The sequence below is a fragment of the Plantactinospora sp. CA-294935 genome (assembly GCF_050936445.1).
In the GTDB taxonomy this organism is placed as follows: domain Bacteria; phylum Actinomycetota; class Actinomycetes; order Mycobacteriales; family Micromonosporaceae; genus Plantactinospora.
Window position 1 is genome coordinate 1,146,764 of sequence record NZ_JBNJMU010000001.1, and the last position, 22,439, is coordinate 1,169,202.

At 72.4% G+C, this 22,439-nt stretch carries 28 protein-coding genes; 11 read left to right on the forward strand and 17 right to left on the reverse strand.

What is annotated here, in order from left to right; genetic code table 11:
* Positions 1-52: 52 nt before the first annotated feature.
* Positions 53-667: a 5-formyltetrahydrofolate cyclo-ligase gene (locus ACQEVC_RS05075; protein WP_432873792.1), complete on the forward strand. Its 615-nt coding sequence runs from the start codon at positions 53-55 to the stop codon at positions 665-667.
* Positions 668-949: 282 nt separating this feature from the next.
* Here the strand turns inward: ACQEVC_RS05075 and ACQEVC_RS05080 are convergent, their stop codons facing one another.
* Positions 950-1,180: a hypothetical protein gene (locus ACQEVC_RS05080; RefSeq protein WP_432892086.1), complete on the reverse strand. Its 231-nt coding sequence runs from the start codon at positions 1,178-1,180 to the stop codon at positions 950-952.
* A 353-nt stretch (positions 1,181-1,533) separates the two neighbouring features.
* On the opposite strand from ACQEVC_RS05080, the gene ACQEVC_RS05085 reads away from it, so the two are divergent.
* Positions 1,534-2,172, forward strand: coding sequence for a flagellar biosynthesis protein FlgA (locus tag ACQEVC_RS05085; protein ID WP_432873794.1), 639 nt, complete (start codon positions 1,534-1,536; stop codon positions 2,170-2,172).
* Positions 2,173-2,431: 259 nt separating this feature from the next.
* Here ACQEVC_RS05085 and ACQEVC_RS05090 read toward each other — a convergent pair whose 3' ends face one another.
* Complete coding sequence (locus ACQEVC_RS05090; RefSeq protein ID WP_318400295.1) at positions 2,432-2,617, reverse strand: hypothetical protein; 186 nt, start codon at positions 2,615-2,617, stop codon at positions 2,432-2,434.
* Positions 2,618-2,709: 92 nt separating this feature from the next.
* On the opposite strand from ACQEVC_RS05090, the gene ACQEVC_RS05095 reads away from it, so the two are divergent.
* A complete protein-coding gene (locus tag ACQEVC_RS05095; protein ID WP_432873796.1) occupies positions 2,710-3,051 on the forward strand; it encodes a translation initiation factor 2 in 342 nt (113 codons plus the stop codon).
* A 52-nt stretch (positions 3,052-3,103) separates the two neighbouring features.
* Here ACQEVC_RS05095 and ACQEVC_RS05100 read toward each other — a convergent pair whose 3' ends face one another.
* Entirely contained in the window at positions 3,104-3,595 is a 492-nt protein-coding gene (locus ACQEVC_RS05100; protein ID WP_432873798.1) for a DUF2231 domain-containing protein, read from the reverse strand.
* 214 nt (positions 3,596-3,809) lie between these two features.
* Between ACQEVC_RS05100 and ACQEVC_RS05105 the strand changes: the two genes are divergently transcribed.
* Positions 3,810-4,235, forward strand: coding sequence for a Fur family transcriptional regulator (locus ACQEVC_RS05105; RefSeq protein ID WP_432873800.1), 426 nt, complete (start codon positions 3,810-3,812; stop codon positions 4,233-4,235).
* 173 nt (positions 4,236-4,408) lie between these two features.
* Here ACQEVC_RS05105 and ACQEVC_RS05110 read toward each other — a convergent pair whose 3' ends face one another.
* The 10 genes from ACQEVC_RS05110 to ACQEVC_RS05155 all read right to left on the reverse strand — a co-directional run bounded on the left by ACQEVC_RS05110 (position 4,409) and on the right by ACQEVC_RS05155 (position 12,357).
* Positions 4,409-5,350, reverse strand: a complete 942-nt coding sequence (locus ACQEVC_RS05110) for a RecB family exonuclease (protein WP_432873802.1) — start codon at positions 5,348-5,350, stop codon at positions 4,409-4,411.
* Between the two features lie 156 nt (positions 5,351-5,506).
* Positions 5,507-6,121, reverse strand: coding sequence for a MarC family protein (locus tag ACQEVC_RS05115; protein ID WP_432873804.1), 615 nt, complete (start codon positions 6,119-6,121; stop codon positions 5,507-5,509).
* A gap of 40 nt (positions 6,122-6,161) precedes the next feature.
* On the reverse strand, positions 6,162-7,061 hold the full coding sequence (locus ACQEVC_RS05120) for a PHP domain-containing protein (RefSeq protein ID WP_432873806.1): 900 nt from the start codon (positions 7,059-7,061) through the stop codon (positions 6,162-6,164).
* Positions 7,062-7,120: 59 nt separating this feature from the next.
* Positions 7,121-8,296 carry a hypothetical protein gene (locus tag ACQEVC_RS05125; RefSeq protein ID WP_432873807.1) on the reverse strand — a complete coding sequence of 392 codons (1,176 nt, stop codon included), beginning with the start codon at positions 8,294-8,296 and terminating at the stop codon, positions 7,121-7,123.
* Entirely contained in the window at positions 8,293-8,997 is a 705-nt protein-coding gene (locus ACQEVC_RS05130; RefSeq protein WP_432873808.1) for a SigE family RNA polymerase sigma factor, read from the reverse strand. The genes ACQEVC_RS05125 and ACQEVC_RS05130 overlap by 4 nt, the downstream gene beginning before the upstream one ends.
* A 176-nt stretch (positions 8,998-9,173) precedes the next feature.
* Positions 9,174-10,049: a PH domain-containing protein gene (locus tag ACQEVC_RS05135; RefSeq protein ID WP_432873810.1), complete on the reverse strand. Its 876-nt coding sequence runs from the start codon at positions 10,047-10,049 to the stop codon at positions 9,174-9,176.
* 6 nt (positions 10,050-10,055) lie between these two features.
* On the reverse strand, positions 10,056-10,214 hold the full coding sequence (locus ACQEVC_RS05140; RefSeq protein ID WP_165436875.1) for a hypothetical protein: 159 nt from the start codon (positions 10,212-10,214) through the stop codon (positions 10,056-10,058).
* 119 nt (positions 10,215-10,333) lie between these two features.
* Positions 10,334-11,005, reverse strand: a complete 672-nt coding sequence (locus ACQEVC_RS05145) for a DUF6758 family protein (protein WP_432873812.1) — start codon at positions 11,003-11,005, stop codon at positions 10,334-10,336.
* A 147-nt stretch (positions 11,006-11,152) separates the two neighbouring features.
* The gene (locus tag ACQEVC_RS05150; protein ID WP_432873813.1) at positions 11,153-11,791 is read right to left on the reverse strand and encodes a TrmH family RNA methyltransferase; all 639 of its coding nucleotides are present in this window, start codon (positions 11,789-11,791) and stop codon (positions 11,153-11,155) included.
* Positions 11,792-11,817: 26 nt separating this feature from the next.
* Entirely contained in the window at positions 11,818-12,357 is a 540-nt protein-coding gene (locus ACQEVC_RS05155; protein ID WP_432873814.1) for a hypothetical protein, read from the reverse strand.
* A gap of 631 nt (positions 12,358-12,988) precedes the next feature.
* Here ACQEVC_RS05155 and trxA point away from each other — a divergent pair.
* The 3 genes from trxA to ACQEVC_RS05170 all read left to right on the forward strand — a co-directional run bounded on the left by trxA (position 12,989) and on the right by ACQEVC_RS05170 (position 14,844).
* Positions 12,989-13,351, forward strand: a complete 363-nt coding sequence (trxA, locus tag ACQEVC_RS05160; RefSeq protein WP_346259841.1) for a thioredoxin — start codon at positions 12,989-12,991, stop codon at positions 13,349-13,351.
* Between the two features lie 141 nt (positions 13,352-13,492).
* Positions 13,493-13,930, forward strand: coding sequence for a hypothetical protein (locus ACQEVC_RS05165; RefSeq protein ID WP_432873816.1), 438 nt, complete (start codon positions 13,493-13,495; stop codon positions 13,928-13,930).
* The gene (locus ACQEVC_RS05170) at positions 13,927-14,844 is read left to right on the forward strand and encodes an MFS transporter permease (protein WP_432873817.1); all 918 of its coding nucleotides are present in this window, start codon (positions 13,927-13,929) and stop codon (positions 14,842-14,844) included. Before ACQEVC_RS05165 ends, ACQEVC_RS05170 begins: the two co-directional genes overlap by 4 nt.
* Here the strand turns inward: ACQEVC_RS05170 and ACQEVC_RS05175 are convergent.
* Genes ACQEVC_RS05175 through ACQEVC_RS05185 form a run of 3 tightly spaced genes read right to left on the reverse strand, consistent with a single transcriptional unit; the run spans position 14,784 to position 17,248 of the window.
* Positions 14,784-15,227: a thiol-disulfide oxidoreductase DCC family protein gene (locus ACQEVC_RS05175; RefSeq protein WP_432873819.1), complete on the reverse strand. Its 444-nt coding sequence runs from the start codon at positions 15,225-15,227 to the stop codon at positions 14,784-14,786. The genes ACQEVC_RS05170 and ACQEVC_RS05175 overlap by 61 nt on opposite strands.
* A gap of 33 nt (positions 15,228-15,260) precedes the next feature.
* The gene (locus ACQEVC_RS05180; protein ID WP_432873821.1) at positions 15,261-16,076 is read right to left on the reverse strand and encodes a sugar phosphate isomerase/epimerase family protein; all 816 of its coding nucleotides are present in this window, start codon (positions 16,074-16,076) and stop codon (positions 15,261-15,263) included.
* Complete coding sequence (locus ACQEVC_RS05185; RefSeq protein ID WP_432873822.1) at positions 16,073-17,248, reverse strand: Gfo/Idh/MocA family protein; 1,176 nt, start codon at positions 17,246-17,248, stop codon at positions 16,073-16,075. The genes ACQEVC_RS05180 and ACQEVC_RS05185 overlap by 4 nt, the downstream gene beginning before the upstream one ends.
* Before the next feature lie 300 nt (positions 17,249-17,548).
* Between ACQEVC_RS05185 and ACQEVC_RS05190 the strand changes: the two genes are divergently transcribed.
* The 4 genes from ACQEVC_RS05190 to ACQEVC_RS05205 all read left to right on the forward strand — a co-directional run bounded on the left by ACQEVC_RS05190 (position 17,549) and on the right by ACQEVC_RS05205 (position 21,424).
* Positions 17,549-18,577: a LacI family DNA-binding transcriptional regulator gene (locus tag ACQEVC_RS05190; protein WP_432873824.1), complete on the forward strand. Its 1,029-nt coding sequence runs from the start codon at positions 17,549-17,551 to the stop codon at positions 18,575-18,577.
* Positions 18,578-18,713: 136 nt separating this feature from the next.
* Positions 18,714-20,252, forward strand: a complete 1,539-nt coding sequence (locus tag ACQEVC_RS05195) for an Rv2578c family radical SAM protein (protein ID WP_432873826.1) — start codon at positions 18,714-18,716, stop codon at positions 20,250-20,252.
* Positions 20,253-20,350: 98 nt separating this feature from the next.
* Positions 20,351-20,758 carry a CoA-binding protein gene (locus ACQEVC_RS05200; RefSeq protein WP_432873828.1) on the forward strand — a complete coding sequence of 136 codons (408 nt, stop codon included), beginning with the start codon at positions 20,351-20,353 and terminating at the stop codon, positions 20,756-20,758.
* Positions 20,759-20,872: 114 nt separating this feature from the next.
* A complete protein-coding gene (locus ACQEVC_RS05205; protein WP_432873830.1) occupies positions 20,873-21,424 on the forward strand; it encodes a DUF4190 domain-containing protein in 552 nt (183 codons plus the stop codon).
* 69 nt (positions 21,425-21,493) lie between these two features.
* Here the strand turns inward: ACQEVC_RS05205 and ACQEVC_RS05210 are convergent, their stop codons facing one another.
* Positions 21,494-22,348 carry an SDR family NAD(P)-dependent oxidoreductase gene (locus tag ACQEVC_RS05210; RefSeq protein WP_432891037.1) on the reverse strand — a complete coding sequence of 285 codons (855 nt, stop codon included), beginning with the start codon at positions 22,346-22,348 and terminating at the stop codon, positions 21,494-21,496.
* Between the last annotated feature and the right edge of the window lie 91 nt (positions 22,349-22,439).

Here is a 22,439-nt window from a genome sequence, read left to right on the forward strand (position 1 = left end):
GCGATGCTGACCCAACCGCAATGGTTAACCGGCCTGCCCCCGGGAGTGTTACGTGCCGGATTTTTCGGATGAAGGTGTCGGCCCGCGCAAGACCGCGCTCCGGGCCACCATGCTGGCCCGGCGCCGGGCGCTGTCGGCGCCGGCCCGACTGGCCGCCGCCGAGCGTGTCCGGGCCGAACTCCGCACCCTGGTCCAGCGGGTACGACCACGGCTGGCCACCGGCTACGTGCCGGTCGGCAGCGAGCCGGGCGGAGCGGAGTTGCCGGACGAGTTGGCCGGCGCGCTGGGACCGGGTGCAGAGCTCCTGCTGCCGGTACTCCGCCCCGACCTCGACCTGGACTGGGCGCCGTACGCCGGACCGGGCTGCCTGGTCGCGGCCGGCCGAGGGCTGCGGGAGCCCGCCACCGACCGGCTCGGTCGGGGCGCGATCGGCTCGGCGGAGCTGGTCGTCGTACCGGCGGTGGCGGTCGACCGGCGCGGCGTCCGGCTCGGTCGCGGCGGCGGCTCGTACGACCGCGCCCTGGCCCGGGCCGCTCCCGGAGCCCTCACCGTGGCGCTGTTGCACGACGGCGAATTGATCGACTCGGTGCCGGCGATGGATCATGATTGTCCGGTACAGGCCGTGATCACCCCTTCCGGTGGACTCCAGCCGATGGGGTCCGGTTGACGGTCGCGGGTCAGGGTTCCCCTGCGTCGGCCCGGACACTTTGGCTGGACGAAAACGGGTACGATGCCGCACCATTGGCACTCGGATACGTCGAGTGCCAACAAACTTGCAAAATCCGGAGGGGAACGTGCCCACCTACCAGTACGCCTGCACCGAGTGCGGCCACCAGCTCGAGGCGGTGCAGTCCTTCACCGATGAGCCGTTGACCGAGTGCCCGGCGTGCGAGGGTCGCCTGCGCAAGCTCTTCAACTCCGTGGGCATCGTCTTCAAGGGCTCCGGCTTCTATCGGACCGACTCCCGGAACAACGGCTCGGAGGGTGGCGGCAGCTCCACGGCGGCGAAGTCCGACTCGTCGAAGAGCGACTCCAGGAAGACCGGCTCCGGCGGCGACTCGAGCTCGACCAGCGGCGGCACATCCGGCTCCACCAGCGGCGGCGGATCCGGCTCGACCAACGGCGCGTCGAGCGGGTCCGGCAGCAAGCCGAAGGCGACCTCCTCCTCCTCGACCAGCACGACCTGACGACCTCCGACCAGCGGATCCGCCAGGTCCGGGAGACGACCGGCAACGTGCCGTCCTTCTCCAGGAACGCCCCGCCGGGCAGGAAGCCGTCCGGCACCTGGCGGGCCCGGTGTCCCGTCCGCCGTCGACACGGTGGTCGGCAGGTCGCGTCGCCCGGCCACTCCCTCTCCCGGCGGGGCCGCCCGGGCGGATGCGCCTGACCGGGGTCAGTGGAGTTATCCACAGCCCCCCGAGTTATCCACAGGGTATGAATCGTCGACTGCCTCCCCCGGGTGCCCTCGCCTAGCCTGCTGCGCACCGGACGACGCCGACCCCACTGGCGCCGCCGGGCCGAGGGAGGTTCGCCGTGGCGCTCGACCGTACGCCCACCCGTCGCGATGCCACGCTGAGCCCGACCCGCTGGTCACGCCCTGGCGCCGGCTCGATACTGCGCTGGGTGCTGGTCGCCGCCCTGGTGGCGCTCGCGCTCGGCGCGCTCTACCTGCGCGAGCCGACGTCGTCCTGCCCCGCGCCGTCGGCCGGTGCCAGCGGGGGCAAGGTCGGCCCCGCCGGGTCCGGCGGACCGGTCGGCGGCACGGCGTCCACCGGTCCGGCCGGCACGAGTCCGGCGGCGGGGAGCGGGCCGGCGGGTCGGCCCAACGGGTCGCCGGCCGGACCCGGTGGCTCGGCAGCCCCGGGCGACGCAGCGGTGCCGGTGCCGGCGGGGACCGTGGGGGTGCCGATCCGGCTCGCCGAGCCGGCCGCGCTGACGGTGGCCCGGCCGGGAGTCCGGGTGGATCTCCTCGCGGCACCCGGCGGCGACCAGGCGGGCCGGGAACCGAGGCCGACCGTCCTGGCGACCCGGGTACTGGTCCTCGACGTGCTGGGTCCCGGTCAGACCGATGGCGCGGCCAGCGCCATCTACCTGGCGCTCCGCCCGGACCAGGCCCACCGCGCGGTCGGGATGCCGGAATCCACCCGCTTCGCAATCATCGTTCGTTCGTAGCCACCGGCACAGCCGCCGGCCGCCGGCCCGCGGATGGCCCGGCACACGTGGTCAGCCACCGGAACGGCGCAGGTGGCCAGCCGCCCAGAACGGCACAGGTGGTCAGCTACCGGAACGGAGCAGGTGGTCAGCCACCGGAACGGAGCAGGTGGCCAGCAGCCGGCACGACGCCGGTGATCAGCAGCAGGGACGGCGCCGGTGGCCAGTCGCGCCCGGAACGACGCGGTCGATCAGCCGCAGCCGCGGCGGCGCGGACGGGTCAGTCCCAGTGCGGCGGGCGCTCGGCCAACAGCCGTTCGTCGTTGGAGTCCGGCCGCTCGCCCCAGCCCCGGTCGGTGTCGTCCACAGACTGCTCCGGCAGCACCCGGTGGTCACCGGTCAGCTTGACCGGCCGGTCGTCATCCCGCCCGGCACCGGTGGTGCGCTGCTGCTCCGTCCCCGACACCCGGCAAGCGTACCCGGGGCTGCCGGTCGACAGTCCGCCGGTGACAGCGGGCGAGGGGCCGGAAACGGCTCGGGTTGGTAGCGTCGGACAGCGTGACGACGCAGAGCGGGAACTCCGCCGATGACGCCTTCTGGCGTCGACCCACCGGACCGCCCGCCGACAGCCCGGAGTCCACGGCAGAGTCCGCGACGCCGCCACCGGTACGACCCGGGATCCACTACCCCGGCCCGCCGCCGAGTACCAGCCCACCGCCGGGTTGGCGTCCGCCGCTGCACGTACAGCCGGCACCGCCACGACCACTGCCGGCCCAGGACCACGCCGCGCTGGACGTCGAGGAGGGGAGCGCCCGGACGCTGACCTATGGCGTCGGCCTGGTGGGCGGTGCGGTGGTGCTGGTGTTGATGTGCCTGCTCTGCTCCCGGGCCCTGTTCTGACCGGACGCTCGGGTGGGCGCCGGCCGGGCGCGGGCGGTTGTCGCTCGGCGGGTCAGATGACGCCCTGCCAGACCGCCTCGGCGCCGGTGTCGCCGGTGAGATAGACGTACCAGACGTTCAGCGCGGCGAGCACCACCACGACCGCGCCGAGCAGCAGGCCGAGCCAACCGGGCACGGACCGGGCCCGGGCTGCCCGAGGGCTGGTCACGACGAGCAGTACCAGCGTCACCACGCCGAGGGCGAGGCTCCACCACAACGTCAGTTCGCCGTAGCCCTGATGCTCCTCCACCTTCTGGAGGATCTCCGGGCCGTAGTTCTTGGCGATCAGCACCTTCTGGAACTCCTCGCCGGACTGCACCGCGAAGAAGGCGGCGACCGGCGCGACCACCGCCAGTACTCCGGCCGCCCAGTCGAGCCGGCTGCGGAACCGGGACCGGGCCAGTACGGCGTACCCGGTGGAGACCAACGCGAGCAGTGGCACGAAGACGACGGCCGCGTGCACCAGCAGCGCGTGGGCGGGGAGACCCATGACTTCCCTGAACACCGACGCCTCCTTGCTAACGCTCCCGGCGGGGAGCCCCTGACGGTACGAAAATTCGATCACGTCATCCGCGACCTATACCGGTACACGAGCATCGAGCCGTCCCGGTTCACTCAGGTTCCACCTCCGGTGCGACCTGCCGGTACCCGTGTGGTGGTGGCCACGATCGGCCCGCATCCGCCTTGTTGGGGCCCCATCGACGTGCTGTGATAGGGGGATGACTGGCGAGGAACTGCTCCGGTCGAGGGGCCTTCGGGTCACCCGGCCGCGCCTCGCCGTCCTCGATGTGCTGGCCGGTGGCGGGCACCTGGAGGTGGAAGAGATCACTCAGCGGGTCCGGGAACGCCTCGACTCGGTCTCCACCCAGGCGATCTACGACGTGCTCGGCGCGCTCTCCCGGGCCGGGCTCTCCCGGCGGATCGAGCCGGCCGGATCGCCCGCCCGCTACGAGGCGCGGGTCGGCGACAACCACCACCACGTCGTCTGCCGGGGCTGTGGCGAGATCGCCGACGTGGACTGCGCGGTCGGCTCCGCACCCTGCCTCGACCCGGTGAGCGCGTACGGCTTCGAGGTCGACGAGGCCGAGGTCACCTACTGGGGTCTCTGCCCGAGCTGCCAGTTGCGCCGAGCCACCGACGACTGAAAGCCATACCCACCGCGTCCGTACCCTACGGGGCCGGACGACTCAAAGGTAGGGACGACCGACTCCCGCCCTCGACTGCTCGGCCGCCCGGACGCCCACGCCCGGCTTGTCCGCCCCGAATGCCGGGCTGCCGGGTCGGGGAGCCGGGCGTCGTGCATGATGCCGGTGCCGTGTCACGCCGTCCCGGCGGGCCCGCCGTCGCCCGGGTCGGCGGGTGCGAGTGCCCGTTCCACCGCTGACCAGGGCTCGCGATCCGGGGCGTCCGCGCCGGCCGGGCAACTGCGGCGGTAGTCGCACCAGCCACACCGGATGCCGGGCGCGACCGGAAATGCTTCGTCCGGGTCGGTGCCGTCGGCGACCGCCCGCTCGGCGGCGACGATGTCCCGCGCGGTGTCCTCGGCCCGGACGAGTTGCCGGGCGAGCGACTCCTCGGTGTGGTCGTGCCCGGCCACCGTCCGGGTCGGCAGGTGGTGCAGTTCCACCCGCCGACAGGGCTTCCGGAAGACCCGCTCGGCGGCGTAGGCGTAGAGCGCGAGCGCCTGGGAGCCGCGGGCGTCGTCGGAGTCCAACCCGCTCCGCCCGGTCTTGTAGTCGACAATCACCAACTCCGGGCCGTCCGGGCCGGGCCGCGAGTCGATCCGGTCGGCGCGACCGTTGAACGCCAACACGGCGGTCTTGACCGCCACCACCCGCTCCACCCCCAGCGGCTCGTCACCGGGGTCGAGCGTCTCCACGTAGGACTCCAGCCACTCCAGAGCCCGCCGGAACACCGCCCTCTCCTGTTCCTCGTCGCGGTAGCCCTCCCGGACCCAGGTGCCCTTGAGCAGGGTCGGCAGCGCCTCCGGACGGCGCCGGTCGGGCGGCGACGCATACCAGTTGCGAAGTGCGGTGTGCACGCTAGCGCCGAGCGAGTTGTGTGCCCAGGGCGGCCCCTTGGGCGGCGCGGGCCGGTCGATGTAGGAGTAGCGGTAGCGGCGTGGGCAGTCCGTGTACGCGCCGAGCTTGCTCGGGGTGCAGACGAAGAGACGCTCGGGCATCCCCTCGAAGCCCAACTGCTCGGGCTGGGCGCCACGCGGTCGAGGAGTCCGGTTACCGGCGGACGATGGCCTTCGCACGCACCGATCCTGCCATGCCGGTCCGACACCCCCGTCGATCCGCCACCCCCACCCGCCGGACGGCGAGAGCGGTCGGGCCGGCCGGATCGGCAGCGGGACGGCGCGGTCACCCGTCGCCGGGAGATCCCCGACCGCAAGGGGCACCGGAAACCGCGGTCAGGAGCCGCCGAGGTGCGCGGTCACGAAGGCGGCGACCGAGTCGGCGATCAACTGCACCGCGATCGCGGCGAGCAGCAGCCCGGCGATCCGGGTCAGCACCTCGATCCCGGCCGGCCGGAGCACCCTGACCACGATCCCGGAGAAGCGCAGGATCAGCCAGACCGCGGCCATCACCGCGACGATGCCGACCGCGATCGCCAGGTAGTCCGCCGTACCGTCGGCCCGCTGCACGAAGAGCATGGTGGCGACGATCGCACCCGGACCGGCCAGCAGGGGCGTACCGAGGGGCACCAGGGCGATGTTCGAGGTGTTCTGCTGGCCGGGGTCGTCGGCCTTGCCGGTGAGCAGTTCCAGCGCGACCAGCACCAGCAGCAGGCCACCGGCGCCCTGCAACGCCGGCAGGTCGATGTGCAGGTAGTCCAGCAGGGTCTGCCCGGCGACCGCGAACACGACGATCACCCCGAGGGCGAGCGCCACCGCCTGCCACGCGGCGCGTACCCGGTCCCGGGCCGGCATCTGGCCGGTCAGGGCGAGGAAGATCGGCACCATGCCCGGTGGGTCGGTGATCACCAGCAGGGTCAGCAGGACCTCGCCGAGCAGCTTCATGTTCACGTGATCACGTTAACCGGGCGCCCGACGGCGTCCGCCGAGGTCAGCCCGGGTCGGCCAGTACGCCGACTCCGCTGCCCGCCGCGAGGATCCGCTCGTACGCCTCGACCTCGGTGGTGTGCGCGCCGAGCCGCACGGTCTTGTGCGCACCGTGGAAGTCGGACGAGCCGGTGACCAGCAGTCCCAGCTCGGCGGCGAGGACCCGTACGGCGTCCCGTTCGGCCGGGGAGTGGTCCTCGTGCTCCGCCTCCAGCCCGGCCAGCCCGGCCGCGGCCAACTCGACGATCAACGAGTCGGGCACGATCCGCCCCCGCCTGGTCGCCTTCGGATGGGCCATCACCGGCACCCCACCGGCCTGCCGGACCAGCCGGACCGCCCGGAACACGTCGATATCGTCCTTGGGCAGCCGGTAGCGCTCGCCGAGCCAGTGCGGGGTGAATGCCTCGGCGGTCGTCCCCACCAGCCCGGTCTTGATCAGCGCCTGCGCGATGTGCGGCCGGCCCACCGTGCCGCCGGCGGCAGCGGCCCGGATCTCCGCCCAGTCGACGTCGATCCCGTCGGCCCGGAGCAGCTCGACGATGCGTTCCCCGCGTACCTCCCGGGCGGCCCGTACCCGGGTCAGCTCGGCGACCAGCTCCGGCGACTCGGGATCGAAGAGATAGCCGAGCAGGTGCAGCGGGATCGACGGCTCGGTGCCGTACCAGCGGCAGGAGAGTTCGGCGCCCCGGACCAGGGTGAGTCCCGGCGGCCGGGCGGCGGCGGCCCGCTCCCAGCCTCCGGTGGTGTCGTGGTCGGTGATCGCCAGTACGTCGAGTCCGGCCGCCCGGGCGGCCCGGACGAGTTCCTCCGGGGTGAGGGTGCCGTCGCTGGCGGTCGAGTGGGCGTGCAGGTCGATCCGGAGCCGGCTACCGCTGTCGGGTGCCTCGGGCTGACGGGACGTCACCGGGCCGAGGTTACCGGCAGCCGTCGGTGCTGCGGCAGCGCTCCGGTAGCGGCGGGAGGTCAGCGCCCGTCGGCCGGTGCGGTCAGTCTCGGCACGGGCTGCCAGTCCGCCGAGACGCCGTCGGGCAGCGGCACGATCTCCTCGGTGCCGTCGGTGCGGCAGCGTACGACCTGCTCGTCGTCCCCGGTCACCACCGTCCGGTCGTCGGCCCAGACCGGGGGCACCGCACCGGCGGCCGGGCAGGAGACCACCCCGTTCCCGCCGTCCAGCGCCCGGTCGACCTCGATCAGCACGACCTCGGTGCCGCGCCGCTCGGCGAGCCAGTGGCCGTCCGGGGCGAGCCCGCCGTCGGAGGTCTCGGCACGCAGACCCAGCCCGCAACCGCCCTTGCGCACCGGTTGCAGTTTTCCGCTGTTCGGGGCGAGGCTGGCCAGGCAGCGCCGGGTGCCGCTCTTCTCCCGGACCAGCCCGACGAGGCCGTCGCCGCGTACCCCGTAGATCGCCGTCACGTCGGGATTGCGGGTCGGCTGCCGGCCCGGCTGGGCCAGGTCGACGAAGCCGTAGCCACGGGATCCGTCGGAGACCACCACCCGGTCGGCGGTGACCGCCACCGGCCAGGTGCCGGCGGGCACCTCGACGTGGTCCATCAGGGCCAGCCCGGTCGCGCCGACCCGGGCGATGTACAGCGTCGTGTCGAGCTGGAAGGCCAACCGGTCGCCGTCGGTGCTCAGCGCCCACCGGTCATCCTCGCCGCTCAGCGCCACCGAGGTGCCGTCGGGCCGGAGGAACCGGACCTGCTTGGCCCCGGAGTAGACCCAGCCGCCCGGCACCCGGTAGACCCGGGTCACCTCGCCGACACCCGCCAGGCTCAGCCGCCGGCCGTCGGTGGTCCAGAGCTGGTCGCCACTGCGGATGTCGAGTCCCACCCCGGTGTCCCGGCCGGGGACCGGCGGCGGCACCGGCCCGACCGTGACCTCGGCCAGCGAGTCCACGTCGAAGCCGGCGGCGGGCCCGGCCGTCGGCCGGTCGGGCGGCCACCCGCCGCCGAGAGAGGCGGCGCCGGCAGTGACCAGCACCAGCGCGGCGGCCACCGCCACCAGCGAGCCGACGGCCCGGCGCCGGCGGGCGACCCGGCCCCGCCGGATCACGGTGCCGGCCGGATCGTCGGCCGCCGGCGGTGTGTCGACCCGGGCGGCGAACATGTCGCGCAGCGAATCTTCCAGCATGGTCGTCACGCTTCCGCTCCGACCGCCGGACCGGGCGGGGCCGGCACCGCCAGGGCAGCCGGCCGCCGGGCCTCGACCTGGCGCGGTCTGGGCAGCTCCGGCGGGGTGGCCGGGCGTTGGCCGAACACCTGCTGCGCGGACCCGAACCGGCCGCCGTCGGCCTCTCCGGCGGGTACGGGGGCCAGCTCCTGCTCGCCCTGCGGCACCCGGCTGTCGGCCTCGGCGCCGAGCCGGCGACGGAGCGTGGAGAGGGCCCGGGAGGTCTGGCTCTTCACCGTGCCCGGCGAGATGTCGAGCAACGCGGCCGTCTGCGCCTCGGAGAGATCCTCGTAGAACCGCAGCACCAGGACGGCCCGCTGCCGGACCGGCAGGGTACGGACGTGCCGCCACAGCCGGTCGCGTTCGAGCTGCTCCTCGATCTGGTCCGGGGCGGGCCGCTCGGGCAGCACTTCGGTGGGGCGCTCGCCGTGCCAGCGCCGCCGCCACCAACTGGTCGCCGTGTTGATCAGAACCCGTCGGGCGTACGGCTCGACCGCCTCGATCTCACCGAGCCGCTTCCAGGCCAGGTACGTCTTGGTCAACGCGGTCTGCAACAGGTCCTCGGCGGTCGCCCAGTCCCCGGCCAGCAGGTACGCCGTACGCAGCAGGGCTGCCGAGCGGGCCGCGACGAATTCGCGGAACTCCTCGTCCACCGAGTGCTTCGGCGCCACTCCCGCCTCCCCCCGCCGGTGCCAATTCAGAAGGCTGCCACAAGCCGGACCCGCAGGTCTACGGCGGAAAGGTGCGATTCAGCTCGATGTTCGGGCAGGGGATCGCCGTTTGCGCACCGGTGCCGCCCGTGGCGTCGCCAGCATCACACCCGCACCCTCCCACGCCGGGTCGGTCGTCAGGCGCCGTCCTCGGCCTTGGCCTCCTCGGCCTCCTTGCCCAGCCGCGCCTCGACCGCCTGCGGCTCGTACATCTCCTCGACCACGCGCAGGTAGAGCTCGTTGGGGTTGGGAAGATACTTGATCTCCCGAAGCGCCTGCTCCTGACCGGCCGACTCCAGCACGAAGGTGCCGTAGTTGAGGGCCCGGCCGAGCGGCGACTGCTCGTATTTCATGTCGGTGACCCGCAGCAGCGGCATCATCGCGACCTGCCGGGTGATGATCCCGTTGACCACCATCACCCGCTTGTTGGTCAGGATGAACCTGTCGAAATACCAGTCCGCCACCTTCCAGGCGACCCAGCCCATGATGCCGAGCCAGATCAGCACCGCGACGGTGGTCAGCGCGCCGACCTCCTGGCCGGCGAGGAAGCCGGAGAGGTAGCCGAGCACGAAGGTGGCGAGCAGCCCGATCAGCAGCGGGGTGGCCAGGTAGATCTTGTGCCGCTTCCACTCACCCCGGTAGCGCTCCGTCGGGAAGAGGTAACGGGCCACCAGCGAGGTCGGCTCGTCCTCCAGCGGCAGGACCCGGCGCGGGCCGAGCGGCATCCCGGAGGCGTCGACCCGGAGGCCGGCGAGCTCCTCCTCGGAGATCTCCGGGCCCTGGTCCGGATCCCGGACCCAGCCCCGGGTGCCGGCCCGGCGCTCGCCGTAGCCGATGTCGTCGGAGTAGGCGGGCCCGTCCGAATAGGAGGGCCCGTCGGAGTAGGCCGGGCCGGTGCCGAACTCCGGCCCGTCATCGGGTCGGACCCGGGGGATCGGCTCGGTGTCCCGCTCGCGCCGTCGACGTTCGTCGTCGTCCTCGGGCTCAGGGGGTTCACCCGACGGATTGCCCATGGGCGATTAAGCGACGAGGTCGGTGAAGAAGTCGCCGAAGCCCTGGGCAACGTCCAGCAGGCTGCCGCCCAGCGACTTGAAGACGTCGGCGGCGGAGGAGGGCTGGTAGGCGATGAAGAAAACCAGGAAGGCGATACCGCCCCAGGTGAGGACCTTTTTAACCATGGCGGGCCATCCCTCCGTGCGGCACCGGGTTGCGAACCCCGGCAAAACCCAGAGTATCAGTCGGGTGTCCTGCGGGAAATAATCCACATACGCCCTCCGCCCCAGCCTGGCCGGCCATATCAGACCCTCCCGTGCAGGTAGGGGGACGGAGCACCGTACACGAGCTCGGGCGGTGTCCACTCGGTCAGGTCGTGGAGTTCGACGTCTTCCGCGAGGAGGTAACCCGCACTCGCCGGCCAGGCTATCGCATAGAGCCAGATCCCCCGAGCTTCACCGGCGTAGGCGCTCCGGTCTGTCGGAGATTTGACTGACCATAGTGGAGTCGGGTGCCCGGCCGCCCTGACCTTGGCGTGCCCGATCCGCTCGGCGGATCCCGGGCCGGGATCGGTCAGCGCCTCCGCGAGCTGCGGCCCCGGGTCGACCCCGGTGGTACCGGCCAGCCGGGTGCCCAGGCCGACGCCCGGCTCCTCGGCGACCAGCACCAGGTCGGCGGGTCCGCCGCCGAGCGGGTCCGGCCCGGTGCAGGCCACCGCGGTCGCGCGTACGCCGCCACGATCGTCACCGGCCCAGCCGACCCCGGTCATCGTCCAGCCCTGCGGAAGTGGCCAGGGGCACCAGAGCGGCAGCGGGGAGCCGGCCCGGGCTGCCGGGCTGCCGTTCTCCTGGTCGGCGGGGTCGCGCTGCTCGATGATCCGCTCGACGGTGCTGGCCACGATCTCCGGCCCGATGTGCTCCGCGACGTGCAGCGGGCAGACCGGGCCGCAGTCCGGGCACCGCCAGGCAGTGTGCATCAGGTCCGGCGCTCTGACCGGACCGCCGCAACGCGGACAACTGACCGCGACACCCACGACAACTACAGTCCCCGCACCTGTGCCCCGAGTCAAGGCGAACCGGCCTTTTCGGTCGTTCTGCGTACGGTCGGGACGCCTTGCCTCAGGTCAGCCGGTCTCGCCGGGCGGCTCCGCGCCGTACGTGCGGATCCAGGCGTGCATGGCGATGCCGCTGGCCACCCCGGCGTTGATCGACCGGGTCGAGCCGTACTGGGCGATGGAGAAGACCGCCGAGCAGGCGAGCCGGGCCGGCTCGGACAGCCCCGGGCCCTCCTGCCCGAACAGCAGTACGCAGCGGCGCGGCAAGACTGCGCTCTCCAGTGGGCGCGACCCGGGCAGGTTGTCGATGCCGATCACCGGCAGGTCGCCGGCGCGGCACCAGTCCAGGAACGCCTCGATCGTCTCGTGGTGTCGGACGTGCTGGTAGCGGTCGGTGACCATGGCGCCCCGCCGGTTCCACCGCCGCCGGCCGACCACGTGCACCTCGGCCGCGAGGAAGGCGTTGGCGTTCCGGACCACGGTGCCGATGTTGAAGTCGTGCTGCCAGTTCTCGATCGCCACGTGGAAGTCGTGCCGGCGCAGGTCCAGGTCGGCGACGATCGCCTCCCGCCGCCAGTAGCGGTACCGGTCGACGACGTTGCGCCGGTCGCCGTGGCTGAGCAGTTCCGGGTCGTACCGGGGATCGGTCGGCGGCTCGCCCGGCCACGGCCCTACCCCGACCTCGAGTTCGACCTCGGTACCTTCCACGGTTGCCGAGGGTACGCACCCGGCGGTCAGCCGGCGGAGCGCAGTCCCAGCGCCTCGCCGAGCTGGTCCAGCACCCGGCGCTGGTCCGGATCCACCGGATCGCCGAACGGGCGCGGCCGTCCGTCCGAACCGGCCGCTCGGCAGACCCGGGCCGCGACCGACTGCACCCACTGCCGGTAGGCGGCCGAGTCGGCCGGGTCGGCGTGTCGGGCCAGCGTCTCGACCGCGGCCCGGCAGGACCGGAGCAGTTCGGCGAGGCCACCGTCGACCTGTCCGGTGCGGACGGGTCCGGAGTGCCCGTCGTCGGACTCCGCGTAGATGGCGGCGACCACCGCCCGGACCAGTTCGCTGTCGAACGACCGCCCGGCGGCGATGCCGTCCAGGCCGGCCAGCCCCTCGGTGACCGCCCGGACCGGGTTCTCCGGCCGGGCCGACGACGCCGCGACGATCACCCGGCCGGGCAGCCGGACGAGTAGTTGCCAGTCGTCGGGCGGGTAGCCGGTGGTGGTGGCCCGCCAGGCACCGTGCGTGGCACCGGGCGAGTCTGGAGATCCGGTGTGACTCATGGCGCCTCCCGGCTCAGCATAAGCCGCCGGTAGGCGGAAAGCCCGGTTCCGCCCGAAAAGCGGTAGTGCTGGTGTCGCCGTCGGTCGACCCGGCGGGCGTGATCGCGTGCGCCGACGCGACCGGCCGGACACGCCGGGTCCTCAGCGCTGATTTAAAGGTGTGCCCGGGCGGAGAAACCGACCCCGGACGCAATGAGCGGCGGGGCCCTCCCCGGCACCCGCCGCCCACGCTCTGATGGGAAAGATTCTGCCCGACCCGACCCGGTCGACAGAAGAGTTCGCCACGAGATCGGGGTCACAGTTACCTTTTTGTAATGTTACTTAACGTGAACAGGCGTACGCACCCGGCCATCCGTTATGTCACCTGTTTCCGCTTGCCAACCGGGAAGTTTCCGGATCACACCCGGACTGGCCAGCGGAAGTCCTGGAAACGCTCCCATAACTATCAGTCACCGAACTATGTCACCGGTGTTTCACTTCCAGGCCGGCTCAATGACCGATCCGCATCGATGCCCGGCCGGAACGTGAGCCGCCACACGATGACCGTTTCAACCCGTCGTGCCGGGGAATTCCAAGGAGGCCGGGTGGGTTTCCCAGTCGTAGGGCCAAATTGCGGTGATCGGAGAGATCAATGGCGACCGTTGAGCTGACCACAGCCAACTTCGACGAGGTGACCGAGCAGCCGGGCATCGTGCTGGTGGACTTCTGGGCGGACTGGTGTGGCCCGTGTAAGCGGTTCGCGCCGGTCTACGAGCGGTCTTCGGACAAGCACCAGGACATCGTCTTCGGCAAGGTGGACACCGAGGCGCAGCAGGAGATCGCCGCGAAGTTCGACATCCGCTCGATCCCCACGATCATGGCGATCCGAGACGGCGTGATCGTCTTCGCCCAGCCCGGCGCCCTGCCGGAGTCGGCGCTGGAGTCGCTGATCGAGCAGGTGCAGGCGCTCGACATGGACGACGTACGCAAGCAGCTCGCCGAGCACAGCCACTGACGGCCAACTGACCAGGTAACGACCACGCTCCGGCCGGACACCACGCATCGGTGTCCGGCCGGAGTCGTACCGGCCCGGCGGTCGGCGGCCTCCGACCGACGGTGCCCGGAGCTTGCGGGTACCGCGTAAGGTCTCGAACCGATGGACGCGTTGCCGAGGCGGGGCCGGAATCTCCGGGTGGGCCTCACCCTGCTGGCCGGCGCGGTGCTGCTCGCCGGCACCCTCTGGGGCCAGGACGACCACTTCCCGTTCGGCCCGTTCCGGATGTACGCCGGCTCCAACCCGCCGGACGACCCCGCCCCGGACACCCGGGTCGAGGGGGTCGACGCCACCGGCGCGGTGGTCGGGCTCGGCGAGGAGAGCACCGGGATCCGCCGGGCCGAGATCGAGGGCCAGCAGGGCCGGTACGAGGCCGACCCGACCCTGCTGCGCCAGGTCGCCGACGCGTACGCGCAACGGCACCCCGGCGCACCGCCGATCGTCGAGGTACGCATCGTGATCCGCTGGCACGGCATCACGGACGGCCGGCCGACCGGCAACACGGTCGACGAGACGGTGGTCCGGTGGCAGGCCTCGTGAGCACGTCGAGACGGATCGGCGCCGCCGTGTCGGGCTGGCTGACCGAACCGGTGCCGCTGGGCCGGGTCGCCGCCTTCCGTACCCTGGTCTACCTCTTCGTCGCGGCGGACCTGCTGGTCTTCACGCCCTGGATCCGCGACAAGGCCAGCATCCCCGGCGAGCTGTACCAGCCGCTCTTCGTCGGCCGGCTGCTGCCGCTGCCCACCCCGACCCCGCTGCTGGTCAACCTCATCTTCTGGGCGCTGCTGCTGCTCGCCCTCGCCGCCGCCACCGGGCGGGCGCCCCGGGCGCTCGGCTGGGCCGTCTTCGTGCTCTATTTCGAGTGGATGGTCATCGCGATGAGCTACGGGAAGGTGGACCACGACCGGTTCGGCTTCCTGGTGGCGCTGGCCGTGCTGCCGACCGTGGGACGAGCCCGGCACCGTGACCGCACCGAGAGCGAGGCGGCCGGCTGGGCGCTGCGGATCACCCAGATCGCCGTGGTCTGCACCTACTTCCTGGCCGCCTGGGCCAAGCTCCGGTTCGGCGGACTGGAGTGGATGACCGGCTCGGTACTGGCCCGGGCGATCATCCGGCGCGGTACCGAGCTGGCCGACCTGATCGCCCAGGTGCCGTACCTGCTGATCGCGGCACAGTTCGGCATCATCGCGTTCGAGCTGCTCAGCCCGTTGGTGTTCGTGGTGCCGCCGCGCTGGCGGCAGGCCGTGGTGGCGTTCTTCTACTCGTTCCACGTGGTCACCGTCGCCACCATCACGATCTCGTTCGCCCCGCACCTGGTGGCGATGACCAGCTTCCTGCCGCTGGAGCGGCTCCGCCCGGTCGAACGGCTACGCCGGCTGACCCGCCGACGCGGTCAGGACGCCGGACCGGTCCCGACGGAGCCACCCGCCGCGCCGTCGCCGGCCGTGCCGTAGAGCCGGTCCCGGGTCGCCTGCGGTAGCGAGCAGGCGGCCGTACCGCCCGGCAGGCGGTGTCGGTTCCGGGCCACCCAGCGGTACGCCGGCCAGGCCAGCAGGCGTACCGGAGGCACTCGCAGGCCGGCGCCGAGCAGCCGCCAGCCGGGGCGGCTCGCGCCGAGCAGCCGGGCGATCGCGTCCGGCCCGGCCGCGCGTACGCCGTCGGTGCCGACCCACCAGACCGCTTCCTCGCACTGGGCGGCGGTCAGCCCGAGCGCGTCGAGGTCGGCGAACTGCCAGGGCACCACCCTGGCCCCGGTCGGGATCCGCCGGCCGATGAACTCGGCGCAGGTGGTGCAGAAGGCGCAGTCGCCGTCGTACACGAAGGTGGGCTGGTCCATATCACCAGTTTCCCCCTCCGGTGACGGTGCCGACTAATCCACGTGGGCGAGATAACCCGAGAGGGTGCGATCCAGGATCTCCGGACCGGGCCGGGCCCACACCTCGGCGTTGAAGACCTCGACCTCGATCGGCCCCCGGTAGCCGGCGGCGTCCACCGCCTCCCGGAACCGGCGCAACTCCACGCAGCCGTCGCCCGGCAGCGCCCGGCCGAGCAGCACCCCCTCGGGCAGCGGGGTGGCCCAGTCGGCGACCTGGAAGCAGGCGATCCGGTCCTCCCGGCCGGCCCGGGCGATCTGCGCCCAGACCTGGTCGTCCCACCAGATGTGGTAGGTGTCCACCACCACCCCGACCGTCTCGGCGGGATGCGGCGCGGCCAGGTCCAGCGCCTGCCCGAGGCTGGACACGACGCAGCGGTCGGAGCAGTACATCGGGTGCAGCGGCTCGATCGCCAGCCGTACCCCGGCGGCGCGGGCGTGCGGCACCAGCTCGCCGATCGCCTCGCCGACGTGCGCGCGGGCCGCGTCCACGTCCCGGCTGCCCTCCGGCAGTCCGCCGGAGACCAGCACCAGCACCGGCGCCCCGAGCGTGGCGGCCTCGTCGATCGCCCGGCGGTTCTCGTCGTACCAGTCGGGGGTCTGGAAGAAACCACCCCGGCAGAGTGAGGTGACCGCGAGCCCGGACTCGCGCATCAGCGTGGCGGTCTTGTCCAAGCCGTGTTCGAGGGTCTCCTCCCGCCACAGCCCGACCTGGGTGACCCCGGTCGACAGGCAGCCGGCGACCAGCTCGGGAATCGGCCAGTACTTGGCGGTGGCCTGGTTGAACGAGAACCGCTCCGCGACGGTGGTCATCGGTTCCCACCGTCGAGGTCGGGAATCTCGATGCGCCGGCCGTCCCGGGCGGAGGCGAGCCCCAGCTCGGCGAGCTGTACGCCCCGGGCGCCCGCCCACAGGTCCCAGCCGTACGGCTCGTCGGCGACCACGTGCCGGAGGAACAGCTCCCACTGCGCCTTGAAGCCGTTGTCGAACTCCTCGTTGTCCGGTACGACCTGCCACTGTGACCGGAAGTCCTCGGTCGCCGGCAGGTCCGGGTTCCACACCGGCTTGGGCGTGCTGGCCCGGTGCTGGATCCGGCAGTTGCGCAGCCCGGCCACCGCGCTGCCCTCGGTGCCGTCGACCTGGAACTCCACCAGCTCGTCCCGGTAGACCCGGACCGACCAGGAGGAGTTGATCTGGGCCACGATCCGGCCCGACTGCCCCGGTCGCTCGATCTCGAAGATGCCGTACGCGGCGTCGTCGGCGGTGGCGTCATAGCGCTCGCCGGCCTCGTCCCATCGTTCGGGGATGTGCGTGGTGACGTGCGCGGTCACCGCCGCGACCCGGCCGAAGATCTGCTCCAGCACGTAGTGCCAGTGCGGGAACATGTCGACCGTGATGCCGCCGCCGTCGGCGGCCCGGTAGTTCCAGGAGGGCCGCTGGGCCGCCTGCCAGTCACCCTCGAAGACCCAGTAGCCGAACTCGCCGCGTACCGAGAGGATGCGGCCGAAGAAGCCGCCCTTGACCAGCCGGTCGAGCTTGCGCAGGCCGGGCAGGAAGAGCTTGTCCTGCACCACGCCGTGCTTGATGCCGGCGGTGTCGGCGAGCCGGGCCAGCTCGATCGCGCCGGATAGGTCCTCGGCGGTCGGCTTCTCGGTGTAGATGTGCTTGCCGGCCTCGATCGCCAGCTTCAGCGCCTTCTCCCGCTGGGCGGTGACCTGCGAGTCGAAGTAGATCTGCACGTCCGGGCGGGCCAGCGCGGCGGGCAGGTCGGTGGTCCACTCGGTGAGCCCGTGCCGCTGGGCGATCTCCTGGAGCTTGGCCTCGCTGCGGCCGACCAGGATCGGTTCGGGCCAGAGCCGGCGGCCGTCGGGCAGCGCCAGCCCGCCCTGCTCCCGGATGGCGAGCAGTGAGCGGACCAGGTGCTGCCGGTAGCCCATCCGGCCGGTCACGCCGTTGAGCACGATGCCGATCGTGGTGCGGCCCATGTACGTCGCCTCCTCAGGCTGGCTGATCCGCGGGTGCCACTCGTCGAGCGCGCGGGGGTACGTGGTGCGGTGGGGGTCGTCCTGGCGCGCGATGGTCGCGGTGGAGCACGCCGTACGTCGGTAAGCGCTTTCCCGATTACGCTACCGACTCCGTTCCGATTCGGGCAAGAGCCTGCCGGCACGCCGGTGATCTTCAGCCGCCGGGGTCACCCGGCCCACGACGGCCGTGAATGGCCCGGACGGCGCCGCGCTATCCTCACCTGCAACCGGCCACCGGGCGGCCGGGGAAGGACGCACTCGATGGCCACTCTGGCGGATGTCGCGCGGCGGGCCGGCGTGTCACCCGCCACCGCGTCAAGGATCATCAACGGCAGCCCCAAGCCGGTGACCGACGCGCTCCGCGAGCGGGTGCTGGCGGCGGTCGAAGAGTTGCAATACGTGCCGAACGCGCACGCCCAGCAGCTCGCCCGCAACCACCGCAGCGCGGTCGGCGTGATCGTGCACGACGTCTCCGACCCGTACTTCGCGGAGATCACCCGAGGGCTGCAGCGGGTGGCCACCGAGCACGGCCGACTGGTCATCATCTGCAACACCTATCGGGACCCGGACAAGGAACTGGAGTACGTCGAGCTACTCCGGGCCAACCAGGCCGCCGCGATCATCCTGGCCGGCTCCGGCTACCACGACGAGCAGTTCACCAACACCCTCGACGCCAAACTGCGGGTCTACCAGTCCACCGGGGGGCACGTGGCGGTGATCGGCCGGCACGAGCACAGCGGGCATGCCGTCATCCCGGCGAACGAATCCGGCGGGCACCTGATCGGCGCCGAACTGTACGGCCTCGGGCACACCCGGATCGGGGTCGTCGCCGGGCCGCGCCATCTCACCACCACCACCGACCGGCTCGCCGGACTGCGCCGGGCCGCGCGGGAACACGGCCAGAAGCTCACCACCCGGCAGATCGTCTACGCCGACTTCGACCGCTCGGGCGGCGCCGCCGCCACCGCCACCCTGCTGGACAGCTATCCGGGGGTCACCGCCATCGTCGCCTTGAACGACTCGATGGCGATCGGCGCGCTCGCGCTGCTGCGGTCCCGGGGCATCGACGTACCGGGCCAGATCAGTGTGGTCGGCTTCGACGACATGCCGATCGCCCAGGACGTGACGCCCGCGCTCACCACGATCCGGCTGCCCCTGGCCGACATGGGAGCCCGGGCGATGACCCTCGCGCTGCAACCTCCCGAGCCGCTGAACACCCCGCAGATCGAGCACGTCGCCGCGGAACTGGTCCGCCGGGAGAGCAGCGGCCCGCCGGCCGACGACCGATAGCCGCGATCCCCTTCGATTCTGGGGTCGCCGCCTTCTCGGCGCCCTCTCGCCGCCTTCTCGGCGCCCTCTCGCCGCCTTCTCGGCGCCCGGCGTGGCGAGTTGCGCGGGGTCTCGTACGTATGTTCGAATAGTGGCCATGCGCTGGGAAAACCTGACGTCGGCTCCCCCCGACAGCGGGACCCCTCCGGGGGCGGCGCCAGCGGCTCCACCCCTGCCGCTGGCGCTGCCCGGCGCGACCGTCCGCACCTTCGACACCCCTGGCTTCGCCGGCATGACGTTCTACGAGGTACGCGCCAAGTCGATCATCAACCGGGTGCCGGGCGCCTCGCGGGTGCCGTTCCAGTGGACGATCAACCCCTACCGGGGGTGCAGCCACGCCTGCGCCTACTGCCTGGCCGGCGACACCGCGATCCTGCTCGCCGACGGGCGCACCCGACCATTGGCCGAGCTACGGATCGGCGACCAGATCTACGGCACCGTCGCGCAGGGCAACCACCGGCGCTACGTCCGGACGGAGGTGCTGGCGCACTGGTCGACGGTGAAGCCGGCATACCGAATCGTCCTGGCGGACGGCACCGAGCTGACCGCCAGCGGCGACCACCGGTTCCTCACCCCGCGCGGGTGGAAGCACGTCGTCGGCGCGCTGCCCGGCGAGCCGCCCCGGCCCTATCTGGCGATCACCGACAGCCTGGTCGGCACCGGACGGGCCACGCCCGGTCCCGCCGACCTACCTGCCGGCGGGCTCGACGGGACGATTCTCGGCGGCCGGGCGGTGCTGCGGATCCGCAGCATCGAGCCGCTCGACCAGGAGCTCCCGCTCTACGACATCACCACCGGCACCGGCGACTTCGTCGCCAACGGGGTGGTCAGCCACAACTGCTTCGCCCGGGGCACGCACACCTATCTCGACCTCGACGCCGGCCGCGACTTCGACAGCAAGGTGGTCGTCAAGGTCAACGCGGGCGAACTGGTCCGCCGCGAGCTGGCGGCGCCGAAGTGGGCAGGCGCGCACATCGCGATGGGCACCAACGTCGACTGCTACCAGCGCGCCGAGGGGCGCTACCGGCTGATGCCGCCGATCCTGACGGCGCTGCGCGACTTCGCCAACCCGTTCTCGATCCTGACCAAGGGCACCCTGATCCTGCGGGACCTGCCCCTGCTCCAGCAGGCGGCCACGGTCACCCAGGTCGGTGTCTCGATGTCGATCGGTTTTGTCGACGAGCGGATGTGGCGTTCCGTCGAGTCGGGCACGCCCAGCCCGCGACGCCGGCTCGATGCGGTACGCCGGCTGACCGACGCCGGCTTTGCGGTCGGGGTGCTGATGGCCCCGATCCTGCCCGGGCTGACCGACGGCGACGAGTCGATCGAGGAGACGGTGGCTGCGATCGCGGCGGCCGGCGCGGTGAGCGTCACCCCGCTGCCGCTGCACCTGCGTCCCGGCGCCCGGGAGTGGTACGCGAGCTGGCTGGCCCGGGAGTTCCCGCACCTGGTACCGCGCTACCGAGCCCTCTTCAGCCGAGGCTCCTACCTGCCGCAGGCATACCAGCGCGAGCTGACCGCGCGGGTGCGGATGGCGGCCCGCCGCCACGGCCTGCACCGCTCCGAGCCGGGTGAGGCCCGCCAGGTGCCGGTGCCGGCCCCGGCACCCGCCGTCGAACAGCTCACCCTGCTCTGACCGGCTTCCCTGCCGGCCAGCGTCACCGTCCCGGCCTCCCCGGGTCCGCCTCGGGGTCGAGCGGGGCTGACGGTACGGACCCGAGCTACTGTCGCGGGGTGCGTAGTCCTCAGCAGATCCTGGCCGAGGCCGGGGTGATCGCCGTGGTCGGGGCGTCCCGCGACCCGGGCAAGCCGGCTCACAGCGTCCCGGCGCTGATGCAGCGGTACGGCTGGCGGATCATCCCGGTCAACCCGAAGGCGGACGAACTCTTCGGGGAGCGGGTCTACCGCTCGCTCGCCGAGATCCCGCACCCGGTCGACCTGGTCGACGTGTTCCGGCCGGCCGAGGACGCCGTGGAGGTGGTCCGCGAGGCGGTCGCGATCGGCGCCCCGGCGGTCTGGCTGCAACTCGGCATCGTCTCCAGCGAAGCGAGGCGGATCGCCGAGGAGGCCGGCATCGACTACGTCGAGGACCGCTGCCTGGCGGTGGAACGCGCCACCGGCGGCCTGTCCCGGCGGAACTGACCGCCGGCCGGAACCAGGCGACCTCTGCTTTCCTCACCGCACCGTGTGCCATCCCGGACATTTGCCATGAAAGTCGGCGCTGACGGGTAGCGTTCCCGGTGAGGAGGCCGCGCTATGAGCAACCCAGGGCCGGGTGAGCCGCAGGATCCGCAGGGATCCCCGGCGCAGCCCCCGTCCGGCTCCGGCGAACGCCCTGACCGGCCCGGCCAGTACGGCGGCTACCCCGGCCAGTACGGCCAACCCGGCCAGTACGATCGCCCCGAGCAGCCCGGCCAGTACGGCTATCCGGGCCAACCCGAGCAGCCCGGCTACTACAGCCAGCCCGGCCAGTACGGCTACCAGGACCAGCCCGGTTACTACGGACAGCCGGGCCAGCCCGGTGCCCAGGGCGAGCCCGGCTACTACGGTCAGCCCGGCCGGCAGTCCGGCGTCAACCTGCTGGCGATCCTCTCCCTGGTCTTCGCCTTCGTCTTCGCGCCGGCCGGCATCGTGCTCGGGCACCTGGCCCGACGCCAGATCCGCCGCACCGGCGAACAGGGCGGCCAGTTGGCCACCTGGGGGCTGATACTCAGCTATGTCTTCACCGCGCTCTACCTGATCGGCTGCTGCGGCTGGCTGGCGCTGGTGAGCTGGGCCGGCGCGGAGGGCGACGGTGGCGCGTACTGACCGGTCGGGCGGCGTGTCGCGGCGGTGCGTCGGGACCGCTCGCCCGACCGGTGACGGACGGCTTTCCGGCTACCGGTACTCCGCCTCCCGCACGCTGTTGCCGCCGTCCACCACCAGCATCTGGCCGGTGATGTACGAGGCGGCCGGCGAGCAGAGGAAGGCGATCGCGGCGGCGACCTCGTCCGGGGTACCGGGGCGGCCGACCGGGGTGCCGAGCCCCTGCTTCAGTTCGGCCATGGTGGACGCCGCGGTGTAGATGGTTCCGGGTGCCACCGCGTTGACGGTGACCCCGTCGGCGATCATCTCCATCGCGAGCGCCCGGGTCAGCCCGACGACACCGGCCTTCGCGGCCGCGTACGCCGCCTCGGTGGGCAGGGCGTTGACCGGGCCGGCGGTGGCGGCGAGGTTGACGATCCGCCCCCAGCCCCGTTCGGCCATGCCGCCGCTGAACGCCCGACTGCACAGGAACGCCGTACTCAGGTTGCGTTCGATCTCCCGGTGCCACTCGTCGTAGCTCAACTGGGCGACCGGCCGGAGCACCTCGGGACTCGCCCGGCTCGCCAGGCCGGCGTTGTTGACCAGTACCTCCACCTCGCCGAGCTGCTCGACGATGGCGTCCGCCAGCGCGCCGACCTCGGCCTCGTCGGTGAGGTCCGCGACGAAGCCCGTCGCGCCCAGTTCGGTGGCCCGGTCGTGGATGCGTCGGGTGGTCGAGACGATCGCCACCCGGGCACCGAGCGCGCAGAGCCGGCGGGCGGTCGCGTATCCGATCCCGTCCGGACTGCCGGCGCCGGTGACCAGCGCCACCCGCCCGTCCAGCCGCATCGTCACCGGTTCGGTGTCATCGGCCGGCGCTCCCGTCCGGCCCGGGTCGATGCTCTGCGAGACGGTGCCCTGCGAGCCGGTACGGGGCCGGCGGGCCAGCGCGGGGCGCGTGGCGTCCCGACGAGGCCGATTACCGGATCTGTCCCCGGCGCGCGCGTCGAATACCATGCCCGCGATCCTGCCCGGTCCA